This is a genomic window from Priestia sp. FSL R5-0597, assembly GCF_038006305.1.
Taxonomy (GTDB): Bacteria; Bacillota; Bacilli; order Bacillales; family Bacillaceae_H; genus Priestia; species Priestia zanthoxyli.
Map to the genome: position 1 here is coordinate 3,245,257 of NZ_JBBOUZ010000001.1, position 18,383 is coordinate 3,263,639.

Below are 18,383 nucleotides of genomic sequence, written 5' to 3' on the forward strand. Positions count from 1 at the left end.
GGGAATCCATAGCTTTTTATAGTAGCCCCCACCAAATCTTAATTGCCGTTGCTAGAATCAAACCGGCAAGGATGCACTGAAGCACTTTTGTATTCATTTTCTGACCAACTTTTGCACCGACTGGAGAGGCAATTAAACTTGCCGCAACTAAAATAAGTGCCGGTATAAATGGAACTTGATGGGTCACCAGCTTTCCAACCGTTGAACCAATGGAAGAAATAAAGGTAACGGCTAGTGAAGTTGCAATGGTTATTCGAGTTGGAATTTTAAGCACCACAAGCATCACAGGAACTAAAATAAAGGCTCCTCCTGCTCCTAACACGCCTGCTACGGCTCCAATAAGCAGTGATAAAATAGAAGCTAACCCTTTATTGAATTGAAGTTCGCCTTCTTTTATCTTATCTACATTTTTCTTTGGAATAAACATCATCATAACCGCAATAAGAGCTAAAACTCCATATACAACATTTAATCCTTGTTCACTCATATAATGTGAGAGGTAGCTTCCAAGCATGCTCCCAATTAGAATATTGCTGCCCATGTATAAAATTAATGATTTGTTTAAAAATCCGCTTTTTCGATACGCCCATACGCCGCCTAATGTCGCAAAGAATACTTGAATGGCTCCTGCACCTGAGACGTGATGAGCTGTTAGTGCTCCTACTCCTACTAATGGAGGAATATACAACAGCATCGGATAATTAATAACAGACCCGCCAATACCGACCATACCGGAAATGAACGACCCAATAAATCCAATAAGAAAAAGCGTGATGATAAATGTAAGATCCATCTATAGTCGCTCCGTTTCATATAAGGAAAGGGTACCTTTTACAAGAGATACCCTTTTCGTCTATTATTTCTTATCCTTTTTTAATCCAAAATTTAAGAACGTCGCCTTCTTCTGTATGAAGAAGCTCGTGACCGCCAGATCTTGCCCAGGCTGCAAGGTCATTTTTTGCCCCTTTATCCGTTGCGTGAATTTCTAACACTTGACCTGCTTCTAATTCATTCATTGCTTTTTTTGTTTTAACAATCGGCATTGGACATGCCAGCCCTTTTGCATCTAGTACTTTATTTGATTGCATTTCTCTCTCTCCTTTGTTTAGGTTTTAGCGAATCGCACAGCGGTTTGGTCCAATTTCCATTTCACGCTGTTTTTCTTCATCTGGGCTTACTTTTCCCATGTTGGTTTCACGAATTTCTTGATACGCATTTGGCTGCGGCGGTAAATTATCTGTTACTAAGTGTCTGAACTCTGCTTCGTCTTCAATATTTAATCCGTGATTTTTTGCAAACAACGCACCTAACTTTTCAGCTACGCTGCCGTTGTCATTTAGCTCATCAATAATCATAAAATGAGCTGGCAATACGATTAACTCATCTGACAATGCTTTATAACGTGTATAAAGCGTTTCTCTCAAATCGCCTACCCAGTCTTCAGCCATACCAGCTAAATCAGGACGTCCAATTGAATCGATGAACAAAATATCACCTGAAAGCAAATATTGATCGTCTATGATAAATGAAGTTGACCCAATCGTATGACCCGGTGAATAAAGAGGCTGAATCGTAATCGTTGTGTTACCAATTACGACATCGCTGCCTTCTTCTAAAGCCTTGTAGTCAAAAATCACTTCTTGTGCATCTTTTGGAGGCAGCCAGTACGCTGCATTTGTTGCTTCCGCAATAACTCTTCCTCCTGAAATGTGATCTGCATGAAGGTGCGTATCAAACACGTGCTTAACGGTGACACCAAGTTCTTTGGCAAAGTGGATGTACACATCTGCCATACGCGTTGCGTCAATAATAGCCGCTTCACCTTTTGATACGATCATATAAGATAAGCACCCTTTACCGATACGAACAAACTGATAGATCTCTCCGCCGTCTTTTAAATCGCCAACTTTAACAGGCTCTAAGTACTCACTCCACGCTTTCATACCGCCTTTAAGGTACGATACGGTAAGACCAGCTTCAGAAAGCATGTCAGCTACCATCACGGATGAACCTTCTTTAGCACAAACAACTAATACTTCTTTATCAGAAGGGATTTTTTCTAAGATTTCTTCTACTCCGTCTAAAAGATCGAAGTATGGAACATTTAAATGCTGAAATTGATGACCTTCAATTTTCCAATCGCTAAAATCACTTTCGTTACGAACGTCCAAGATAAATAACGCTTCTTTATTGATAATTTTAGATGTAACTTCTTTTGCAGTAAGTACATGTACTGTCATATTAAAATACCTCCTTAGGTATATGAACTATCAAAATTTTTTAATCCATTATAATCGATTGGTTATTCTACTTTACCCGTCCAGTCACGCATACCGGGAACCACGTTAATTAAATGTTTAAATCCTTGCTTTTTCATTGTTTGGCCTGCCATTTCACTTCGTCTTCCAGAGTGGCAAATAATATAAATTTCATCTTCTTTATTTAACTCATTGAAACGTTTTTCTACTTCACCAAGCGGAATGTGAACTACGCCTGGAATATGAGCTTCATCGTATTCTTCTACTTCACGAACGTCTAAAATATGAAGATGTTCATCATTCTCTACTTTTTTCGCAAATTCTTCTAATGAAATTTCAGGAATTGGCGTTACGTTTTCTTCAGCTCCGCCTTTACGAAGAAAGTGGTGAAGAACGTCACCTGCTGCCTCGGTACCTAAATACTCATGACCTGTGCTTTTTGCCCACGCTTGTAAGTCAGCCGTAGAGCCTTTATCCGTTGCTTGAATTTCTAGTACTTGACCTGCTTCTAACTCATTCATTTTCTTCTTTGTTTTTACGATTGGCATTGGACACGCTAACCCTTTTGCATCTAATACGAAGTTTGCTTGCATCATTTCTTTTTCCTCCTTGGTTTAAATACTAGTAGGGGTATATTTTTATCTAAAAAAATTAGACCGTTTCCCCTTTCCACTCCATCATGCCGCCGGTCATATTCGTTACACTGTAGCCTTTCTGCTCAAGAAAACGAGCTGCCATTCCGCTTCTGCCACCAGAACGACAGACAACAATATAATTCTTTGCTTTATCTAACTCATGCATACGGAATTCCAATAAAGGAAGCGGAATATTTAACGCATTTGGTATTTTACCTATTTTTACTTCCTCTACTTCACGCACGTCTAAAATGTGAATTTGTTCTTGTTTTTTTACTAAGTGTTCTACTTCTTGTGCTGCTATTGTCTTCACTCTGCGTCTCCTCCTTCTTGATTTATCTCCACGTATTCATGCCGCCTTTAACGTTGGTAATGGATATAAAACCTTGCTTTTTCAACAGCTTACTTGCTTTCATACTTCTCATTCCGCTTTGACAAATAACGACTACTTCTCTGTCTTTTGAAAGCTGCCCTGTTTGCGCTGGCAATTCTGATAAAGGAATGTTTCGAAATCCTTTAATATGTTTGGTACGAAATTCATGTGGTGTTCGCACATCGATAAACTGGTTATCTTTATTTTTTAACTTTGCTTTTAACTCCGTTGTGGCTATTTGCTGAATACCTTTTACTGTTGCAAAACGCTGATACAAAAACCACAGCAGAAAGACGATAATAAGCGCATTAATAATCATATTGACCCTCACTTCATGAGCTATCTTTTAGATAAATAAGTTTACGTTTCCGTCTTCTGCGTCGGCTAAATACGCCGCTACGCCTGCATATTCAATATTATCTAGCAGCTCTTTTTCCTGTAACCCTAGAAGATCCATCGTCATTGTACAAGCTACTAGCTTAACGTCTTGTTCCTGTGCCATTTCGATAAGCTGCGGCAGCGTTAGGGCATTATGCTTTTTCATGACATTTTTAATCATTTTAGGTCCCATACCTGCAAAGTTCATTTTAGATAAGCCCATTTTATCCGCACCGCGCGGCATCATTTTGCCAAACATCTTTTCTAAAAATCCTTTTTTCACCGGCACCATTTCTTCTTTACGAAGCGCATTCAATCCCCAAAACGTATGGAATATCGTCACTTCATGGTCATAAGCAGCCGCTCCATTAGCAATAATATAAGCTGCCATCGCTTTGTCATAATCACCGCTAAATAATACAATTGTTGTTCGTTTCTTTTGCTCAGTCATGTTGTTCCTCCTATTACCCTATGGGGTATATTTGAATTTAAAAAAATTAGCTCTTTTGAATGTAAAAGATAAATGTACTGCCTTCTTCTTTAAAATCAATAAGCTCGTGTCCTGTCGATTTTGCCCAAGCTGTTAGATCACTTTTAGCACCTTTATCTGTCGTTTGCACTTCTAATACTTGGCCTGTTGTTAAAGTATCCATTGCCTTTTTTGTTTTTACGATTGGCATTGGACACGCTAATCCTTTTGCATCTAAAACTTGATCAATTTTCATAGTGTTTATCTCTCCTTTTATATACATATACCTGTAAGGGTATATTATATTAAATAATGATATTCGTCAACCTTAAATAAGGTGACAACGATTAACGACTTTTCACTAACAGCTGTACAGCTTCTTTCACTAACCCTTCCGTTGCCTCTCCTTGCTGAAGGCTTTCTCTGACGCACTGTTCAAGATTGCTGCTCACAATAACTCCCATTGTGCGATCAATGGCACTTCTTGCAGCAGATAATTGAGTCACGACGTCTCGGCAGTCTTTTCCTTGTTCCATCATGCTAAGCACGCCTTTTAACTGCCCTTCAATTCGGCGCATGCGATTTTTCACTTGTTGATTATACTCCATAATCGAATACCCCTTTCTTTCCTTTACTTTTACACGCTGCTAACTCATAGCTGCGTACTTCAAAACCTTTTTTTCGTAAGAACCGTACGCCTAAATTTAACTCCACTCTATCTCCGGCAATCAGATGAACGCTGCCCTGTGGAATTTCTGAATAAAAGCGTTTGAGATACGCATACGGAATAACTGTACCAATAGAATCGCGAACTTCATGATAATGGCGAATATCTACAACCGTTCGCCCAAGTTCTTTTGCTTCAGATTCCCGTATGCACTGTATTCCTTTAACAGGATAATAACGTCTGTATGCAATAAATGAAATAGCAAGCAACAATACTGCTATATAAAGCATAACAATCACCGCCTTGCTATTGAATTGATGTTGTTTACATGCTCCATATTATACCCCTACAGGTATATTGTCAAGCGATAAAATTATAGTTAATTTTGCTGATTTACATGGATCCTTTCATATGAACCAATCCACTTTATACAGCTTAGGAATCATGAATGTTTTCTTTAACCTGCTTTATTGTGTGTACCCCCTACCCTATAGATCAAACATACTTTTCCGTTTTCATTCATCACCTGGGCTCATATAAATTACTAGAAAATAAGCTTACTGCGTCATTCACGTCTACACACAAAAGGTCCAGTTCCTAAGGAGAACCGGACCTTTTATGGTAAAAAGCTGATTAGCTTTGATGATAAATATTATGCCATTGATTCCATGAACTGTGTGGATGCTGCTGGTGCCACTGATTCCATGGCACATATGGATTTTGCTGATGCCACTGATTCCACGAACCGTGCGGATACTGCTGATGCCACTGATTCCAAGGTGTGTATGGATGTTGTTGATGCCATTGATTCCATGTGCCGTGCGGATACTGTTTGTGCCACTGCTCCCAAGGTACATGAGGATGTTGCTGATGCCATTGATTCCACGTGCCTTGAGGATGCTGGTGATGCCATTGTTCCCATGGAATATAATGTTGCTGTCCTTGATGCATGTTTCTTCAACTCCTTTTCCTTTGCCACATCATATGTTCATGTTGGGATTTAGAGCTTATCTATTTTAAAATATATAGGCGTTTGGTTAATTATGAATTACATAACACTTTTGTTTTTATATGGTAATATCAATATAAAACATCCAGGAGGATTTCAATTGGTTAAAAACTTACCTTTATTAATGGCTATCTTACTTATAGGAGTAAGCTCTTCTCTTATAAGCGGAAGCATAAACTTATCTGGAAGTATAGAATGGATATTTTTTATTATTAGCCTTATTGCTAATATTACTGCCGTGATTGGTCTTTCTTTACACGTATTCCTTTACCTTCCTATGAAAAAAGCTGAGAAAAATCTAAAAGAAACGTTTAAATGAATATAAGCAAAAGAAGCAGATTTCTTATGAGAAGTCTGCTTCCTTTGTCAGCTTGTATTAAACTTGTTTTTTTCGACTTCTTTACACCAAAAGATGCATATAGCTCTTTATTCGGAAGGAGATGGAAATCTTGCTGCTTCGAAATGCGACACATTTTCTGTTGTGACAATTGTGCCGTCAACATTACTTTCTGCGAAGACTTCAACTCGGTCTCCTTTTTCTAAATTATAAATAGTAGAAACGGATACCACGTTAACAAATATAGTGTTTCCACCAAAGAAATCGTTATCAATTGCGATAACCGCCGTGCCGTTGACACGAATTTCTACGCGTGCTCGATAATCGACAGTCGTATCATTAGGAAGAAATCCAATTGTAGCAACAAGGGAATATACGCCATCTTTTTTAGGACGAAAAGTGGATGTAACCGGGTTATATTCATTCGCTAAGTCAAATTGTTTAAACTGATAGGAAACTTTCACAGAAGTGTTTGCTGATACTGGCTGATTTGTAAGGTTAAGAGCACGAAACGCTGAGTCTCTTGTATTTCCTTGCTTGTCTTGTGGACAAGAACTATGGTGATGTTTCTTAGAAGAATAAGATCTTTCTACATGATATTTATCATCTTTTTTAATCGTAATCATCCTTTCTTTGTGTGTCTATCTATTTTATTCATTCGCAGGAAAAATGCTTGGATGCTTGTCCTTTGACTCATAATTTTTAATAGAGGAAACGATAGATTTCTGAATTTCCCACAAAAAAACACCTTCTCATTTGAGAAGGTGTTTTGCAATTAACCTACAATATTATAACCAGCGTCTACGTGTACGATTTCTCCTGTTACGCCGCGTGAAAGATGGCTCAGTAATACAACCGTCATGTCGCCAACTTCTGCTTGTGTTACGTTACGCTTAAGAGGTGCTTTTTCTTCAACTTTGTGAAGAATTTGGTTAAAGTCAGAAATGCCTTTTGCTGCAAGCGTACGAATTGGGCCTGCTGAAATCGCATTTACGCGGATATTGTCTTTTCCTAAGTCTAATGCTAGGTATTTTACTGAAGACTCAAGTGCCGCTTTCGCTACGCCCATTACGTTATAACCTTCCACTGCGCGCTCTGCACCAAGATAGCTCATCGCTACAAGAGAACCGCCTTCTGTCATAAGAGGTTTTGCTGCTTTCGCTACAGCGATAAATGAATAAGCACTTGTGTCTTGAGCAAATGCATATCCGCTTCTTGATGTATTAATAAACTCGCCGTTTAAATCTTCTGAGTGAGCAAACGCAACAGAGTGAATAACTCCGTGAACTGTACCTGCTTCTTCTCCGATTTTTTTGAACGCTGCTTCAATACTTTCGTCGCTGTTTACGTCACATTCAGCAATTAATGATGCTTGAATTTCATTTTTTTCTAAAAGCTTGTTCAATTTTCCTAGTGAACGTTCTTTACGGTATGTAAAAATTAAGTTTGCTCCTACTTGATGAAGGGCTTTTGCAACACCCCAAGCAATACTTCGGTCGTTGGCAACTCCCATAATAACAATGTTCTTGTTCTTTAATTGTAATAAATCTTCCATATGATCCTCCAAAAAAAATTAGTCATCGATGATGACTAATAGGTAATTGTATAGCTTCATTATAGCATAAAGATGCGCTTAGTTCCTAAATGTCTTATGAATTATCCATTTTTGGTCTATAAATGACCTCTTACTTGGCTGCAGATGAGAATGAGTTCATTCCTGACCACAACCGTTTGCTTATACCCCATATGTATAAAACTTTTTATCGACGTTCATCACCGGGAAATTCGCAGGCAGCTTTTCTTTTTCTATAGCTTGAAATCCATTTTTCTCATAAAAGCGATGGGCAGCTCTATATTGCAATGTCGTTCCTAAGTATATTCTTTCCACTTCTTGCTCTTTTGCCCACGCGATGGCTGTATGCAATAAACGGTGAGCTGTTTTGAAGCTTGCTCCTCTATAAGGCTTTGCTACAAACATTTTTCGCAGGGCTACTTGGCGGCTGCCAATGTCTATTAAAGCTACGCTTCCTACTACTTTTTCGTTGCAAACAGCCACCCAGAAGTTTCCGTTGCCCTGCTGATAGAAGCTCTCGATTTCAAATAAATCCGGCTGATCTTTTTCCGTTATTGGAATGTGATATTCTTGCTGCTGAATAGGAAGAATTAAATCCACTACTTGCTGTTGATACTTGCTCGTATATGGCTGAATAACAATACTTTCACTCAAAACCTCCACCGCCTCTAATCTATTTACTCCATCTTATTTTTGACTGTTTTTAATACTGCATAACCTATGTTTATTACAAAACCAATCACGGCACCTGTAAGAATCGATATCACACCTACAGCGATAAAATCCCCTTTAGTCGGCTGAAATAAATTCATGGAAAGCAAACCAAACATAAAAAGCATTGGAATAAGATAACTCAGCATCTTTTTCAACTTCGCACCTCATTTTCTTATTTCTATAAACCCTGTAACCATTTTACCGTATATTAATTTCCTATTTATTACAACCTTTATCTTCTTTCATGTTTTTATCAAAGAAATGAAAAAAAGTGCCTGCCTCTCGTTCCTTGGTAATTGAGAGACGGGCACTTTTTTATAAAACATGACTTGTTGCTTGTAAAAAGAACTGCGACTGTTCGTAGTTATACGTCACTTTTGAAAAGTCAAACGGCTGGCCATTCGCTAAGTGAAAAAGTGTTTCAATAAATAATTTAGGATCGCCTTCTTTTAATCCTAAGTACTTTGCTTCTTCTTCGTTCAGCTTGCCGACGTGAAGATATAGATCAGAAAACCCGATTTTTAAGCCAAGGCCTTCTTTAATGTAATGAAAAATAGACTGAGAAACAATTTCGTTATTTAAGTACGTAACGATGGATTTATTATAAAACGATTCTTCCAGACAAAGCGTCTGGCCGTTAATATACCGTACTCTTTTTACATAATAGACGTCGCTATTTTCTTCTATGTTTAAATTTAACGCCGCTTCTTGTGTCGGTTTCCGTACATCTAGCTCAATTACTTCCGACGTTAACTGAAAATCTTCAAGTTCACTTGTAAATCCTTGATTGGAAAGCAAGCCAATATATCCTTTTCGTTTATGACGACGGACAAAAATGCCGCTTCCTCTTACTTGAAAAACAACGCCTTTTTTCTCCAGCAGATCTAAGGCTTTTGTTACGGTGCTTTTGCTCGCCTTAAACTGTGTCATCAGCGTTTCTAATACCGGCAGCTTGTCTCCTTGCTGAAGCTTGTGTTCTTCAATATAGGTTTCAATTTCAATTGCAATTTGTTGGTATTTGATCATAGCTATACCTCTTTACTGATATTTGTCTCAAGAATAACACGATTATACCATAATCTAACTCCAACCCATAAACTTAAATTATTTATTGATTATTATTTTATTTGGGTATTGATAAATTGTATCGGTACAATTATACTGAAAGCGTATACTCAACAAGGGTGTTAACAATCACACCGGTTATTATCACACATTCAAGCGATTATCGAGAAGTAATCGTTGCAGATATTAAGAATAGCGGACTGAATCAAACATTATTTACCGTAGTGAAATAAGGAGGAACTAACAATGACAAAGATGCCAAAAGATTTTTTATGGGGCGGCGCATTAGCAGCTCATCAATTTGAAGGTGGATGGAATCAAGGCGGAAAAGGACCGAGCGTAGTAGACGTTATGACTGCAGGTGCACACGGTGTACCGCGACAAATCACTGAAACAGTGGAAGATGATAAATTTTATCCAAATCACGAAGCGATTGATTTTTATCACCGCTACAAAGAAGATATCGCACTGTTTGCAGAAATGGGCTTAAAATGTTTGCGAACGTCTATCGGCTGGAGCCGTATTTTCCCTAAAGGCGATGAAGCTGAGCCAAACGAAGAAGGACTAAAATTTTACGACGATGTATTTGATGAACTGTTAAAGCACGGGATTGAACCGGTTATTACGCTGTCTCACTTTGAAATGCCTCTGCATTTAGCTCGAGAATACGGCGGATTTAGAAGCCGAAAAGTGGTAGATTGCTTTGTGAAATTCGCTGAAGTTTGTTTCGACCGCTACAAAGACAAAGTCACGTACTGGATGACGTTTAATGAAATCAACAATAAAATGGACGTAAACAATCCTCTATTTCTATGGACGAACTCAGGCGTTTCTGTAAAGCCTGGTGAAAATGCAAAAGAAGTGATGTATCAAGCGGGACATCATGAACTTTTAGCAAGCGCTCTTGCCGTATCAAAAGGAAAAGAAATTAATCCAGATTTCCAAATCGGAGCAATGGTGTCACATGTGCCAATTTATCCGTATTCTTCAAACCCTGAAGACGTGATGTTAGCAGAAGAAACAATGAGACAGCGCTACTTCTTCCCTGACGTTCAAGTTCGCGGCTATTACCCGAGCTACGCGTTAAAAGAATTTGAACGAGAAGGCTATCATATTCCGTTTGAAGAAGGCGACGAAGAAATTTTACGAAACGGAAAAGTCGATTATTTAGGCTTCAGCTATTACATGTCCACAACGGTTAAAAGCGACGTTGAAGCTGATAACACGGGTGATATCGTAAACGGCGGCTTGCCAAACGGCGTAGCAAACCCTTATATCAAATCAAGCGATTGGGGCTGGTCGATCGATCCAACGGGCTTGCGCTATACGTTAAATCGTTTCTACGACCGCTATCAAATTCCGCTATTCATTGTAGAAAACGGATTTGGCGCCATCGATACGGTTGAAGCAGACGGTTCCATTCATGACGCATCGCGAATTGAATATTTAAAATCGCACATCGAAGCGTTAAAAAAAGCTGTAACGTACGATGGTGTTGATTTAATGGGCTACACGCCGTGGGGAATTATTGATATTGTTTCCTTTACAACAGGCGAAATGAAAAAACGATACGGGATGATTTATGTCGACCGTGACAACGAAGGAAACGGATCGATGAAACGCTACAAAAAAGATTCTTTTAACTGGTATAAACATGTGATTGAAACAAACGGTGAAGAACTGTAAGAAATCAGAAAAGCCGGGTACCTGCGTGAAGACACAGGAAACCGGCTTTTTTAAATGTAAAAATAAATGCAAATACGTTATCTCGGTTTATCTACTAGCTGCGTTTGCGCAATTTCTGTTTGCTTAATTCCCGCTCGTTGAATTTCATCAGCAAACGATTCATGTTTCAGCGTTTTGATTACCTTTTCGCTTCCATCTCGAAGAGTATACACTCTAAATTCATACATACTCTGCCCTCTCCTTTAAGCTATGATTGATGCGATTCATTAGATGCGCTTCTGTTCAAAGCAACTCCTAATAGAGGTTACTTTTTACTCTTCTTTACTTTACCCACTTTTTAGGAAACTAGACAAAGAGATTTACTCTGACGCGATAAAAGACACATAAAAAGCCTTTGCCGTAAGCAAAGACTTTTATCTATTGAATATTATTGTTCAAAGATGGTTCCTTTTTTGAACTTTGACTGTTTAAAAGCAAATTTCGTTAAAAGAATATACGCAACTCCTGCGACTACTACTCCTATAATCCAGCCTAAATCAACTTCAATAAACGCAGCGCCTGCACCGATGAGCATCGCAAGCAAAGCGCACGGATTATAGCCGGAAAACGGCCCTTTTTCTTGATACAATTCCTCTACATTCACTTTTTGCTTCCGTAAAATATAGTAATCGACTAGTAAAATAGAAACAATCGGCCCTAAAAAAGCAGAGTAAATCAAAATGAACAAACCAAGACCTGCAGCTGATGAATCTTGAACAAGCACCCAAGGGAACGAGCAAAAGGCAAGCAGCCCGGTAATCGTAACCGCCACTTTATAGTTTGCTTTTGTCAGCAGCGTAATGACATACGTAGGCGGAATAATGTTTGCCACCATGTTTACGGCAATCACGCCAATCACAATAAATGCTGATACAGCAACAGTGATATACGAATTATCGACTACAACCGCGAACGCTTTAACTGGATTGGAAATACCCGTAGCAGAAGCAAGCATAGCCCCGATTGTAAGAACAAATCCGTAGGCTACTAGAATTGGTGTAAAATATAAAAATCCGCGCTTCTTGTCGCTAATGCCTGGCTTTAGCTCTCTGGAGTAATCGGCTGCGCTTAGAAAAATCGCCGCATAATTACCCATAAACATCATGATGAAAGAAAAGAACGGAAGTCCCCACGAGCCTTTTGTATGTACCCACTTCTCCCCTACTACTTCACTATGAGACGTTAAAAGAACACCAAATACATACACAAGACCAAGCAATATAATGATCGACGCAAGCATCTCTACCCATTTAACCGCGTGGAAGCTGTACAGCGAAAGAACAATTTGCAGCAGTTGAATGATAATAAAACAAAGAACAAGATTGTCAAAAGACCCTTTGCTCACAATTTTACCAATTTCGTTTAAAGCTGTACCCCCTGTCCAGCTTTGGAAACCATACCAAATGATAGCTGGAATACCTCGTAAAAGAGACGATATAACGGAGCCTTTTATGCCAAAAGACATTCGAAGCTGCATCACATACGGTATACCCGTCTTATAGCCAATTCGATCGTTTAACACAAAAAAAGTAGAAATAATACCAATAGCAATAATGGCTGCCACAAACGTTTGAAAAAGATTTAATACCGCTGTACCCGCAATTACTAAGCTCGCACCAAGCGTCATGTTTCCTAAATTAACGCCGTCTCCAATCCACATAAACATATAGGACAGCGGAGTTAGCTTTCGATCACTTTCCGCTTTTGGCTTTAGTGACGGATCAAGACCCCTATCTTGATGAGAATGTACCTCTTCTATAACGGTACTTGTTGCATTTGTAGACACTATACACTCAACTCCTTTTTTATGGTGCTTACACGCCTAAAACTAACATCGAATGTGAGTTAACTTAACATGTACATAGTGTATACGAATCGCAGTGCAAGTTCATCAATATTTATGTGAATTTTCTGATATTAATTTGTGCAACTTGACTAATTGTTGACCTCAGTTCGTAACAAACAAAAGTTGATAACAAAAAATCCAAACGCTTACAATAAGCGCTTGGATGAGTCACTCAGTATTTATTTTTCACAGGCAATGTAGTCTTTATCTCGATCTAGCTTTGTATTGGCATCATACAATGCTTTTGATACGTACGGCTTGTACTTTGTTTTGCCGCCTTTATTTTTCACATTAGCCGCACGAGCTACGCCGCCTTTGTAGTCTTTGTTTAATTCGGTACAGTTTTTGTAAGATTTAGCTGCCGCATCTACGTTTGAAACCGTGCCAAAAGATACGCTTGTTAATAAACCGAAAGATAGAACAATTGGAAAAATCTTTTTCATAACAGATACTTCCTTCCTATATTTTGTCTCATTAATAATAGAATGTTCTATCAATCTTTTCAATCTTTTTTTTACATTTAAACTACTATTATCCAATTTTTTTATTTATAAGTAGCTTTAAGAGCCTTGACCGCTTGTTTAGCCGCTTCTGCAATCAGTTTATCATGATACTCCGCATCTTTTTCCGTACGATCGGAAAGGATCGCAAGAACAATTGGATCTCCATTTGGCGGCCAAAGAATGGCAATATCATTTCGCGTCGCGTAGGAGCCTGCGCCTGTCTTATCGGCTACTTCCCAGCTTTTTGGCACGCCCGCTCGTATCAAGGCATCCCCTGTCGTATTTCGTTTCATCCAATCCGTTAAAAGTGCACGTTTGTCTTCAGGAAGTGCCTGTCCAAGTACATACGTTTGAAGACTTGAAGCAAGTGCTCTTGCTGTACTTGTATCGTGGGTTTCTCCTGGATTCACTTCATTTAAATCCGGCTCAAACCGCTCAGGCAGCGTTACATCGTCTCCTATGTTTTCTAAAGCTTCTTTAAATCCGTCTGGTCCGCCCAGCTGCTGCAGAATTAAGTTCCCTGCCGTATTGTCGCTATAGCGAAGCGATGCATCCGCGAGTTCTCGAAGAGTCATGCCTGTATCAACATGTTTTTCTGTAATAGGGTTATAGTTCACAAGGTCATCGCGCGTATAAAAGATTCGCTCGTTGAGATCTTCAATTGATTTCTGCTGTAAAAGTGCACCGACAGCAAGAGCCTTATGGGTAGACGTATAAGCAAAGCGCTCGTCCGGATGATACGTTACCGTTTTGTTTGTACCGGTATCTAAAGCAAAAACGCCAAGATTCGCATCATATTTTTCTTCAAGCTTAGCAAACTCTCGATCACTTTTCGTTTCTTGTTTTTGACACTTCACCGTTTCAGCCTGTACTCCGCTGCTTGAAAAGCCTACAACCGCCGCGCATGATAGAGCCAGTGCAGGCATCATTTTTTTAAGCTTTGAAGTGTAAAACATCTCTTTCCATCTCTTCATTACCTTTCAACACCTTTCCAAAAAGTATTTAGTATGTAGTCTCTTAGGTAGAGATTACCAACAATTCTATTTTATCAATTGTTTACTCTCACAAACATGATAGTTTTATCACATTTATATAATAAAGTACCCGATAATGAAGAATAACTAGCATACCACCTATTAATAAATTTAAAATACCGGCGGCGTAACGGAAAATAAAATAACGGCTTTCTCATCAAACGGATTGTCCCATTTGTGCGTAAGATGCGAAGGGATTTTGACGCTATCTTCTTTTTCTAGCACGTATACTTCCTCGTCCAAATACACTTTAATTTTTCCTTCTAAAACGTATGCCACTTCCTCCCCTTTATGTGCTAAAGGAGTTTCAGATGAAGACATCATGGGAGGGACTTCGATAATCGCCGTAGCTAGATTTCCAGTAAAATCTGGTGATACTAGCGAATACGTTAACTCTTTTACCTTCATCGTTTTACGCTCGTTTGACCGTACGACTAAATGAGAGGTATTTATGTCTTCAAGCAAAAAGCTAAAAGTAGGCACGTCGAGGCATTTAGCTAAAATCTTAAGCGTTGAAATAGACGGATTAGCTACCCCTCGTTCAATTTGACTTAGCATAGACGGCGTGATATCCGCTAATTTTGCTAAGTCACGACTGCTTAGTCCCTTTTCTTTTCGAAATTTCTCTACTTTTTTTCCAATATCTATGTTTTCCACGATGATTCCTCCGTAAAAGATGTTTAATTAAATTTAATAAACAGCGCTGCTTATGTTAAATTATATTTAATAAATAAAGTATATTTTAATTTTATCACAGCGAGGAGGAAGAAAAAAATGAACGACATCTTGACCTTTTTGGTTCTTACATTGTTTGTTATTATGAGCCCTGGTATCGATACCGCCCTTATCACGAAACGAACGATGGCAGACGGACAAACGGGCGGCTATAAAATGGCTTTAGGATTAGCGAGCGGCTCTTTAGTTCATACGCTCGCCGCCACGTTTGGCTTATCAGCTCTTCTCCTTCAGTCAGCTCTGGCATTTGAAATCGTAAAATACGCAGGAGCCCTTTACTTAATGTACTTAGGCATCTCTGCCTTCCTTTCTAAAAAAAGCAATGCATCTTCTTCTGAAAAAGAGGAGCAGTCAAAAGAAACGTCCGCTTTTCGTCAAGGCCTTGTCTCAAATGTTCTTAATCCAAAAGTAGCCGTGTTTTTCTTAACTTTTTTACCTCAATTTGTTCAAAGCGATCAAAACGTAACGCTTCAATTGCTTCTTATGGGAATAACGTATACAATCCTTGCGATCACGTGGTTTTTCGTATTCGTCTTTTTTATTAACTATTTACGAAAATGGCTTACAACACCTAGCGTGCAGCGTTTTATGGATAAAGCAACGGGCGTCGTGTTAATCGGATTTGGATTAAAGCTCGCTTTTGAAAAACATAAATAACAAAAGCATGTTAGTTGAAGAAAGTTCCGAATGAGTTTGATTTTTGATGGAGAATCAAACTCATTCGGATTTTTTTATTAGTAGGGTAAATGCAGGTGCTTCTAGCCGGTGATTGAAGGGCAAGGCGAAGACTCATGCAGGCAAAGCGGAATAGATGAGACCCCGCAGGAGCGCAAGCGACGAGGAGGCTCAGCTGCCGCCTGCTGAAAGCGAAGTCTGGCACCGAAATCAACAGACGTGTAACAAGCAATTCATACTCAATCATTTATCTCAATTGTTATTTATGCACGTCAGGTTCATAGAGATAGACTTTAAGATCAAGTCTTCCATCCGAAGAAACGAGTATTACTTCCGCTTCGAGTGAAAGTTTTTGGACAACATGCATTTCTTCATCTTTAAATCCAATTTCTCCTTTGGAATTGATGACTCGGTGCCAGGGAAGATTATGTTTCTTACTCATTGAGTGCAGTACTCGTACAACTTGTCTTGCACCTCGAGGGCTCCCAGCTAGGCGGGCAATTTGTCCGTATGTCATGACTTTCCCGCGAGGAATTTGTTTAATAAGGGCTACTGCTCGCTCTGTAAAACTCATGCTGTCCCTCCTTTTATTGTTTAGTACAACATTACCATAATTAATAAACCGTGAAGTAATCACTCGATTTTTCTTCAGCAACATTATAAGATAATACATAAGAAGTACGCTCATCATTGTGCAACATTCTTCAGGTAAATGCTTGTATTTCCTATTCTTCAACTAGCAAATCTTTGCGCGAGTGGCAGCTTATCCCTTATTTATGACACTGTGATTATAAAAACGTTACAGAAATCAACACAGCAAAGTACGTAGAAGCGTTACATGATAAGATAAACAGTAGATACTAGTACAATTTCAAATTGATGCTGACGAATAAGTAATCATTTAAAAAGTGGTGAGAAAATGACAAAATGGCTTAGTGTAAAAGAATTATCTGAAGAAACGAGTATTCCTACTTCAACTATCAGAAGATACATAGATAAATTCGAAGATTTCTTTATACAAAAAGAAGATCATCGACCAAAACAATATGAAGCTGCAGCTGCGACCGTTTTACTGAAAATTAAGCAGCTTTATGATGAAGGCTGTCAAGCAGAAGAAATCAATGAAGCGCTGCAAAAAGAATTCTCTTTGACTACAAGCGAGGATCAAGCTGCCGTGTCTCTAGACGAAGACAAAGAGAACACAGCAGAAGCAGCTGACCAGCCCGAGGCCGATGACCAGCAGCCGACACCTCCCGAACAGCCGGTACAGCCTTCACCCCAACAAGAGCCTGATACAAAACAAATTCTTCAGGAAAAAGATAAGCAGCTTATTCAATCTTTGCGTAAAAGTCTGCGTGAACAGCAGGCCATTTCAGAATTAGTAGAAGCTTCAAAAGAAAGCAGCGTAGTAGGTAAAAAGAGATCGATTTTAAAACGATTATTCCAACGAAAAAAGGACTAAGTTTGTAAACAAGCCTAGGCCATGAAGCATCTTTATTTCTGATCATTAAATTTATGTAAAACAAAGTTTCTAAACTGTTTAACAGCCGGTGATAGATATCTTCCTTCCATCCATGCTAGTCCAATGACTCGGTGGCAGTTGGCCTTAGCTAATGGGATTTTCACTATTTTGCTTTGATCGATTCCGTGTAAATCTGGAAGGATAGAAATTCCTAAGCCGGCTCCTACTAGTCCCGCTACGGTATCAGCTTCCTCTCCTTCAAACATGATGTGAGGCATTCTTCCTGACTCTTCAAATAACTGCTCAAACGTAAGACGAAGAGAAAAGCCTTCTTTTAAGTGAATAAATGATTCCTCAGCAATTTCTTCTAGTGCAATACATTCACGATCAGCATACCGGTGATTTTTCGGTACGATTACAAACAGCTCTTCACTCCAAAGATGCTGCCATTTAATGAACGATTTCTCTTCCATCGGCGCAATCAAACAAAGATCCAGTTCGCCGAGCTCCAGCTGTTCAAGAAGCACGTGCGAAGGACTTTGCCTCAGCTGAAAATTCACCTTAGGATATAAACTGCGAAACGAAGCGATTAAATCTGGAATCAAATCCGTGCTGAGCGTATGTAAAAATCCAAGTGACACCTGCCCTTTTTCAGGATCTAGCAGCGCTTGAATTTCCTCTTGTCCTTTATCAAATTCTTTCATTATGTTATCTACACGCTTTAAAAAAACTTTACCATATTGATTTAATATAATGGAACGTCCTTGCCGGTCAAATAGCGGTGCTCCTACTTCCTCTTCAAAACGAGCGATTGAACGACTGAGCGCAGGCTGCGTAATTAACAGCTCTTCTGCGGCGCGCGTCATATGCTGCGTACGTGCTAGCGTTTGAAAATATTTAAACTGCTGCCATTCCACTTTGTACC

General features: G+C 39.1%; 27 protein-coding genes. 4 read left to right on the plus strand and 23 right to left on the minus strand.

Features of this window, described 5'->3' with window-relative positions; translation table 11 throughout:
* Positions 1–16 precede the first annotated feature (16 nt).
* The 11 genes from MKX72_RS16840 to MKX72_RS16890 form a co-directional block, all read right to left on the minus strand.
* Positions 17–793, minus strand: a complete 777-nt coding sequence (locus MKX72_RS16840; RefSeq protein ID WP_155007879.1) for a sulfite exporter TauE/SafE family protein — start codon at positions 791–793, stop codon at positions 17–19.
* A gap of 70 nt (positions 794–863) precedes the next feature.
* Positions 864–1,088 (minus strand): sulfurtransferase TusA family protein, encoded by a 225-nt coding sequence (locus MKX72_RS16845; RefSeq protein ID WP_155007877.1) that lies wholly within the window; start codon positions 1,086–1,088, stop codon positions 864–866.
* A 24-nt stretch (positions 1,089–1,112) separates the two neighbouring features.
* On the minus strand, positions 1,113–2,240 hold the full coding sequence (locus MKX72_RS16850; RefSeq protein ID WP_155007875.1) for an MBL fold metallo-hydrolase: 1,128 nt from the start codon (positions 2,238–2,240) through the stop codon (positions 1,113–1,115).
* Positions 2,241–2,302: 62 nt separating this feature from the next.
* Entirely contained in the window at positions 2,303–2,854 is a 552-nt protein-coding gene (locus MKX72_RS16855; protein WP_047750423.1) for a sulfurtransferase TusA family protein, read from the minus strand.
* Between the two features lie 55 nt (positions 2,855–2,909).
* Positions 2,910–3,206, minus strand: a complete 297-nt coding sequence (locus MKX72_RS16860) for a rhodanese-like domain-containing protein (protein ID WP_098627577.1) — start codon at positions 3,204–3,206, stop codon at positions 2,910–2,912.
* A 22-nt stretch (positions 3,207–3,228) separates the two neighbouring features.
* A complete protein-coding gene (locus MKX72_RS16865; RefSeq protein ID WP_033580280.1) occupies positions 3,229–3,585 on the minus strand; it encodes a rhodanese-like domain-containing protein in 357 nt (118 codons plus the stop codon).
* Between the two features lie 27 nt (positions 3,586–3,612).
* Positions 3,613–4,095, minus strand: coding sequence for a DsrE/DsrF/DrsH-like family protein (locus MKX72_RS16870; protein ID WP_013058040.1), 483 nt, complete (start codon positions 4,093–4,095; stop codon positions 3,613–3,615).
* 46 nt (positions 4,096–4,141) lie between these two features.
* Positions 4,142–4,369, minus strand: a complete 228-nt coding sequence (locus tag MKX72_RS16875) for a sulfurtransferase TusA family protein (RefSeq protein WP_028414566.1) — start codon at positions 4,367–4,369, stop codon at positions 4,142–4,144.
* Positions 4,370–4,460: 91 nt separating this feature from the next.
* Positions 4,461–4,721 (minus strand): metal-sensitive transcriptional regulator, encoded by a 261-nt coding sequence (locus tag MKX72_RS16880; RefSeq protein WP_155007873.1) that lies wholly within the window; start codon positions 4,719–4,721, stop codon positions 4,461–4,463.
* On the minus strand, positions 4,711–5,070 hold the full coding sequence (locus MKX72_RS16885; RefSeq protein ID WP_155007872.1) for a sulfurtransferase: 360 nt from the start codon (positions 5,068–5,070) through the stop codon (positions 4,711–4,713). The genes MKX72_RS16880 and MKX72_RS16885 overlap by 11 nt, the downstream gene beginning before the upstream one ends.
* A 343-nt stretch (positions 5,071–5,413) precedes the next feature.
* Complete coding sequence (locus MKX72_RS16890; RefSeq protein ID WP_045290693.1) at positions 5,414–5,731, minus strand: hypothetical protein; 318 nt, start codon at positions 5,729–5,731, stop codon at positions 5,414–5,416.
* Positions 5,732–5,889: 158 nt separating this feature from the next.
* Between MKX72_RS16890 and MKX72_RS16895 the strand changes: the two genes are divergently transcribed.
* Positions 5,890–6,108 carry a hypothetical protein gene (locus tag MKX72_RS16895; protein WP_028414570.1) on the plus strand — a complete coding sequence of 73 codons (219 nt, stop codon included), beginning with the start codon at positions 5,890–5,892 and terminating at the stop codon, positions 6,106–6,108.
* A 107-nt stretch (positions 6,109–6,215) separates the two neighbouring features.
* Here MKX72_RS16895 and MKX72_RS16900 read toward each other — a convergent pair whose 3' ends face one another.
* The 5 genes from MKX72_RS16900 to MKX72_RS16920 all read right to left on the minus strand — a co-directional run bounded on the left by MKX72_RS16900 (position 6,216) and on the right by MKX72_RS16920 (position 9,439).
* Entirely contained in the window at positions 6,216–6,752 is a 537-nt protein-coding gene (locus tag MKX72_RS16900; RefSeq protein WP_155007870.1) for a hypothetical protein, read from the minus strand.
* Positions 6,753–6,901: 149 nt separating this feature from the next.
* Positions 6,902–7,681, minus strand: coding sequence for an enoyl-ACP reductase FabI (gene fabI / locus MKX72_RS16905; protein WP_014459159.1), 780 nt, complete (start codon positions 7,679–7,681; stop codon positions 6,902–6,904).
* Positions 7,682–7,861: 180 nt separating this feature from the next.
* Positions 7,862–8,353, minus strand: coding sequence for a GNAT family N-acetyltransferase (locus tag MKX72_RS16910; RefSeq protein WP_155007869.1), 492 nt, complete (start codon positions 8,351–8,353; stop codon positions 7,862–7,864).
* Between the two features lie 23 nt (positions 8,354–8,376).
* Positions 8,377–8,559, minus strand: coding sequence for a hypothetical protein (locus tag MKX72_RS16915; RefSeq protein WP_232216940.1), 183 nt, complete (start codon positions 8,557–8,559; stop codon positions 8,377–8,379).
* Positions 8,560–8,728: 169 nt separating this feature from the next.
* Positions 8,729–9,439 carry a GntR family transcriptional regulator gene (locus MKX72_RS16920; RefSeq protein WP_155007868.1) on the minus strand — a complete coding sequence of 237 codons (711 nt, stop codon included), beginning with the start codon at positions 9,437–9,439 and terminating at the stop codon, positions 8,729–8,731.
* Positions 9,440–9,724: 285 nt separating this feature from the next.
* On the opposite strand from MKX72_RS16920, the gene bglA reads away from it, so the two are divergent.
* Positions 9,725–11,164 (plus strand): 6-phospho-beta-glucosidase BglA, encoded by a 1,440-nt coding sequence (bglA, locus tag MKX72_RS16925; protein ID WP_155007866.1) that lies wholly within the window; start codon positions 9,725–9,727, stop codon positions 11,162–11,164.
* Positions 11,165–11,241: 77 nt separating this feature from the next.
* Here bglA and MKX72_RS16930 read toward each other — a convergent pair whose 3' ends face one another.
* From MKX72_RS16930 to MKX72_RS16950, 5 genes are all read right to left on the minus strand, one after another.
* Complete coding sequence (locus MKX72_RS16930) at positions 11,242–11,391, minus strand: hypothetical protein (protein WP_013058052.1); 150 nt, start codon at positions 11,389–11,391, stop codon at positions 11,242–11,244.
* Positions 11,392–11,591: 200 nt separating this feature from the next.
* Positions 11,592–12,989 carry an NCS1 family transporter gene (locus tag MKX72_RS16935; protein WP_098112409.1) on the minus strand — a complete coding sequence of 466 codons (1,398 nt, stop codon included), beginning with the start codon at positions 12,987–12,989 and terminating at the stop codon, positions 11,592–11,594.
* A gap of 239 nt (positions 12,990–13,228) precedes the next feature.
* Complete coding sequence (locus MKX72_RS16940) at positions 13,229–13,492, minus strand: excalibur calcium-binding domain-containing protein (protein WP_033580271.1); 264 nt, start codon at positions 13,490–13,492, stop codon at positions 13,229–13,231.
* A gap of 101 nt (positions 13,493–13,593) precedes the next feature.
* Entirely contained in the window at positions 13,594–14,526 is a 933-nt protein-coding gene (bla, locus tag MKX72_RS16945) for a class A beta-lactamase (RefSeq protein ID WP_049165639.1), read from the minus strand.
* Positions 14,527–14,697: 171 nt separating this feature from the next.
* The gene (locus tag MKX72_RS16950) at positions 14,698–15,243 is read right to left on the minus strand and encodes a helix-turn-helix domain-containing protein (protein ID WP_155007865.1); all 546 of its coding nucleotides are present in this window, start codon (positions 15,241–15,243) and stop codon (positions 14,698–14,700) included.
* Between the two features lie 117 nt (positions 15,244–15,360).
* Here MKX72_RS16950 and MKX72_RS16955 point away from each other — a divergent pair, with 117 nt between their 5' ends.
* Positions 15,361–15,978 (plus strand): LysE family translocator, encoded by a 618-nt coding sequence (locus MKX72_RS16955; protein WP_034263872.1) that lies wholly within the window; start codon positions 15,361–15,363, stop codon positions 15,976–15,978.
* A gap of 277 nt (positions 15,979–16,255) precedes the next feature.
* Here MKX72_RS16955 and MKX72_RS16960 read toward each other — a convergent pair whose 3' ends face one another.
* Positions 16,256–16,570 (minus strand): MGMT family protein, encoded by a 315-nt coding sequence (locus MKX72_RS16960; RefSeq protein ID WP_155007864.1) that lies wholly within the window; start codon positions 16,568–16,570, stop codon positions 16,256–16,258.
* 345 nt (positions 16,571–16,915) lie between these two features.
* On the opposite strand from MKX72_RS16960, the gene MKX72_RS16965 reads away from it, so the two are divergent.
* Entirely contained in the window at positions 16,916–17,458 is a 543-nt protein-coding gene (locus MKX72_RS16965) for a MerR family transcriptional regulator (protein ID WP_034263831.1), read from the plus strand.
* Positions 17,459–17,490: 32 nt separating this feature from the next.
* On the opposite strand, the gene MKX72_RS16970 is transcribed toward MKX72_RS16965, so the two are convergent.
* Positions 17,491–18,375, minus strand: coding sequence for a LysR family transcriptional regulator (locus tag MKX72_RS16970; RefSeq protein ID WP_034263829.1), 885 nt, complete (start codon positions 18,373–18,375; stop codon positions 17,491–17,493).
* Positions 18,376–18,383 lie beyond the last annotated feature (8 nt).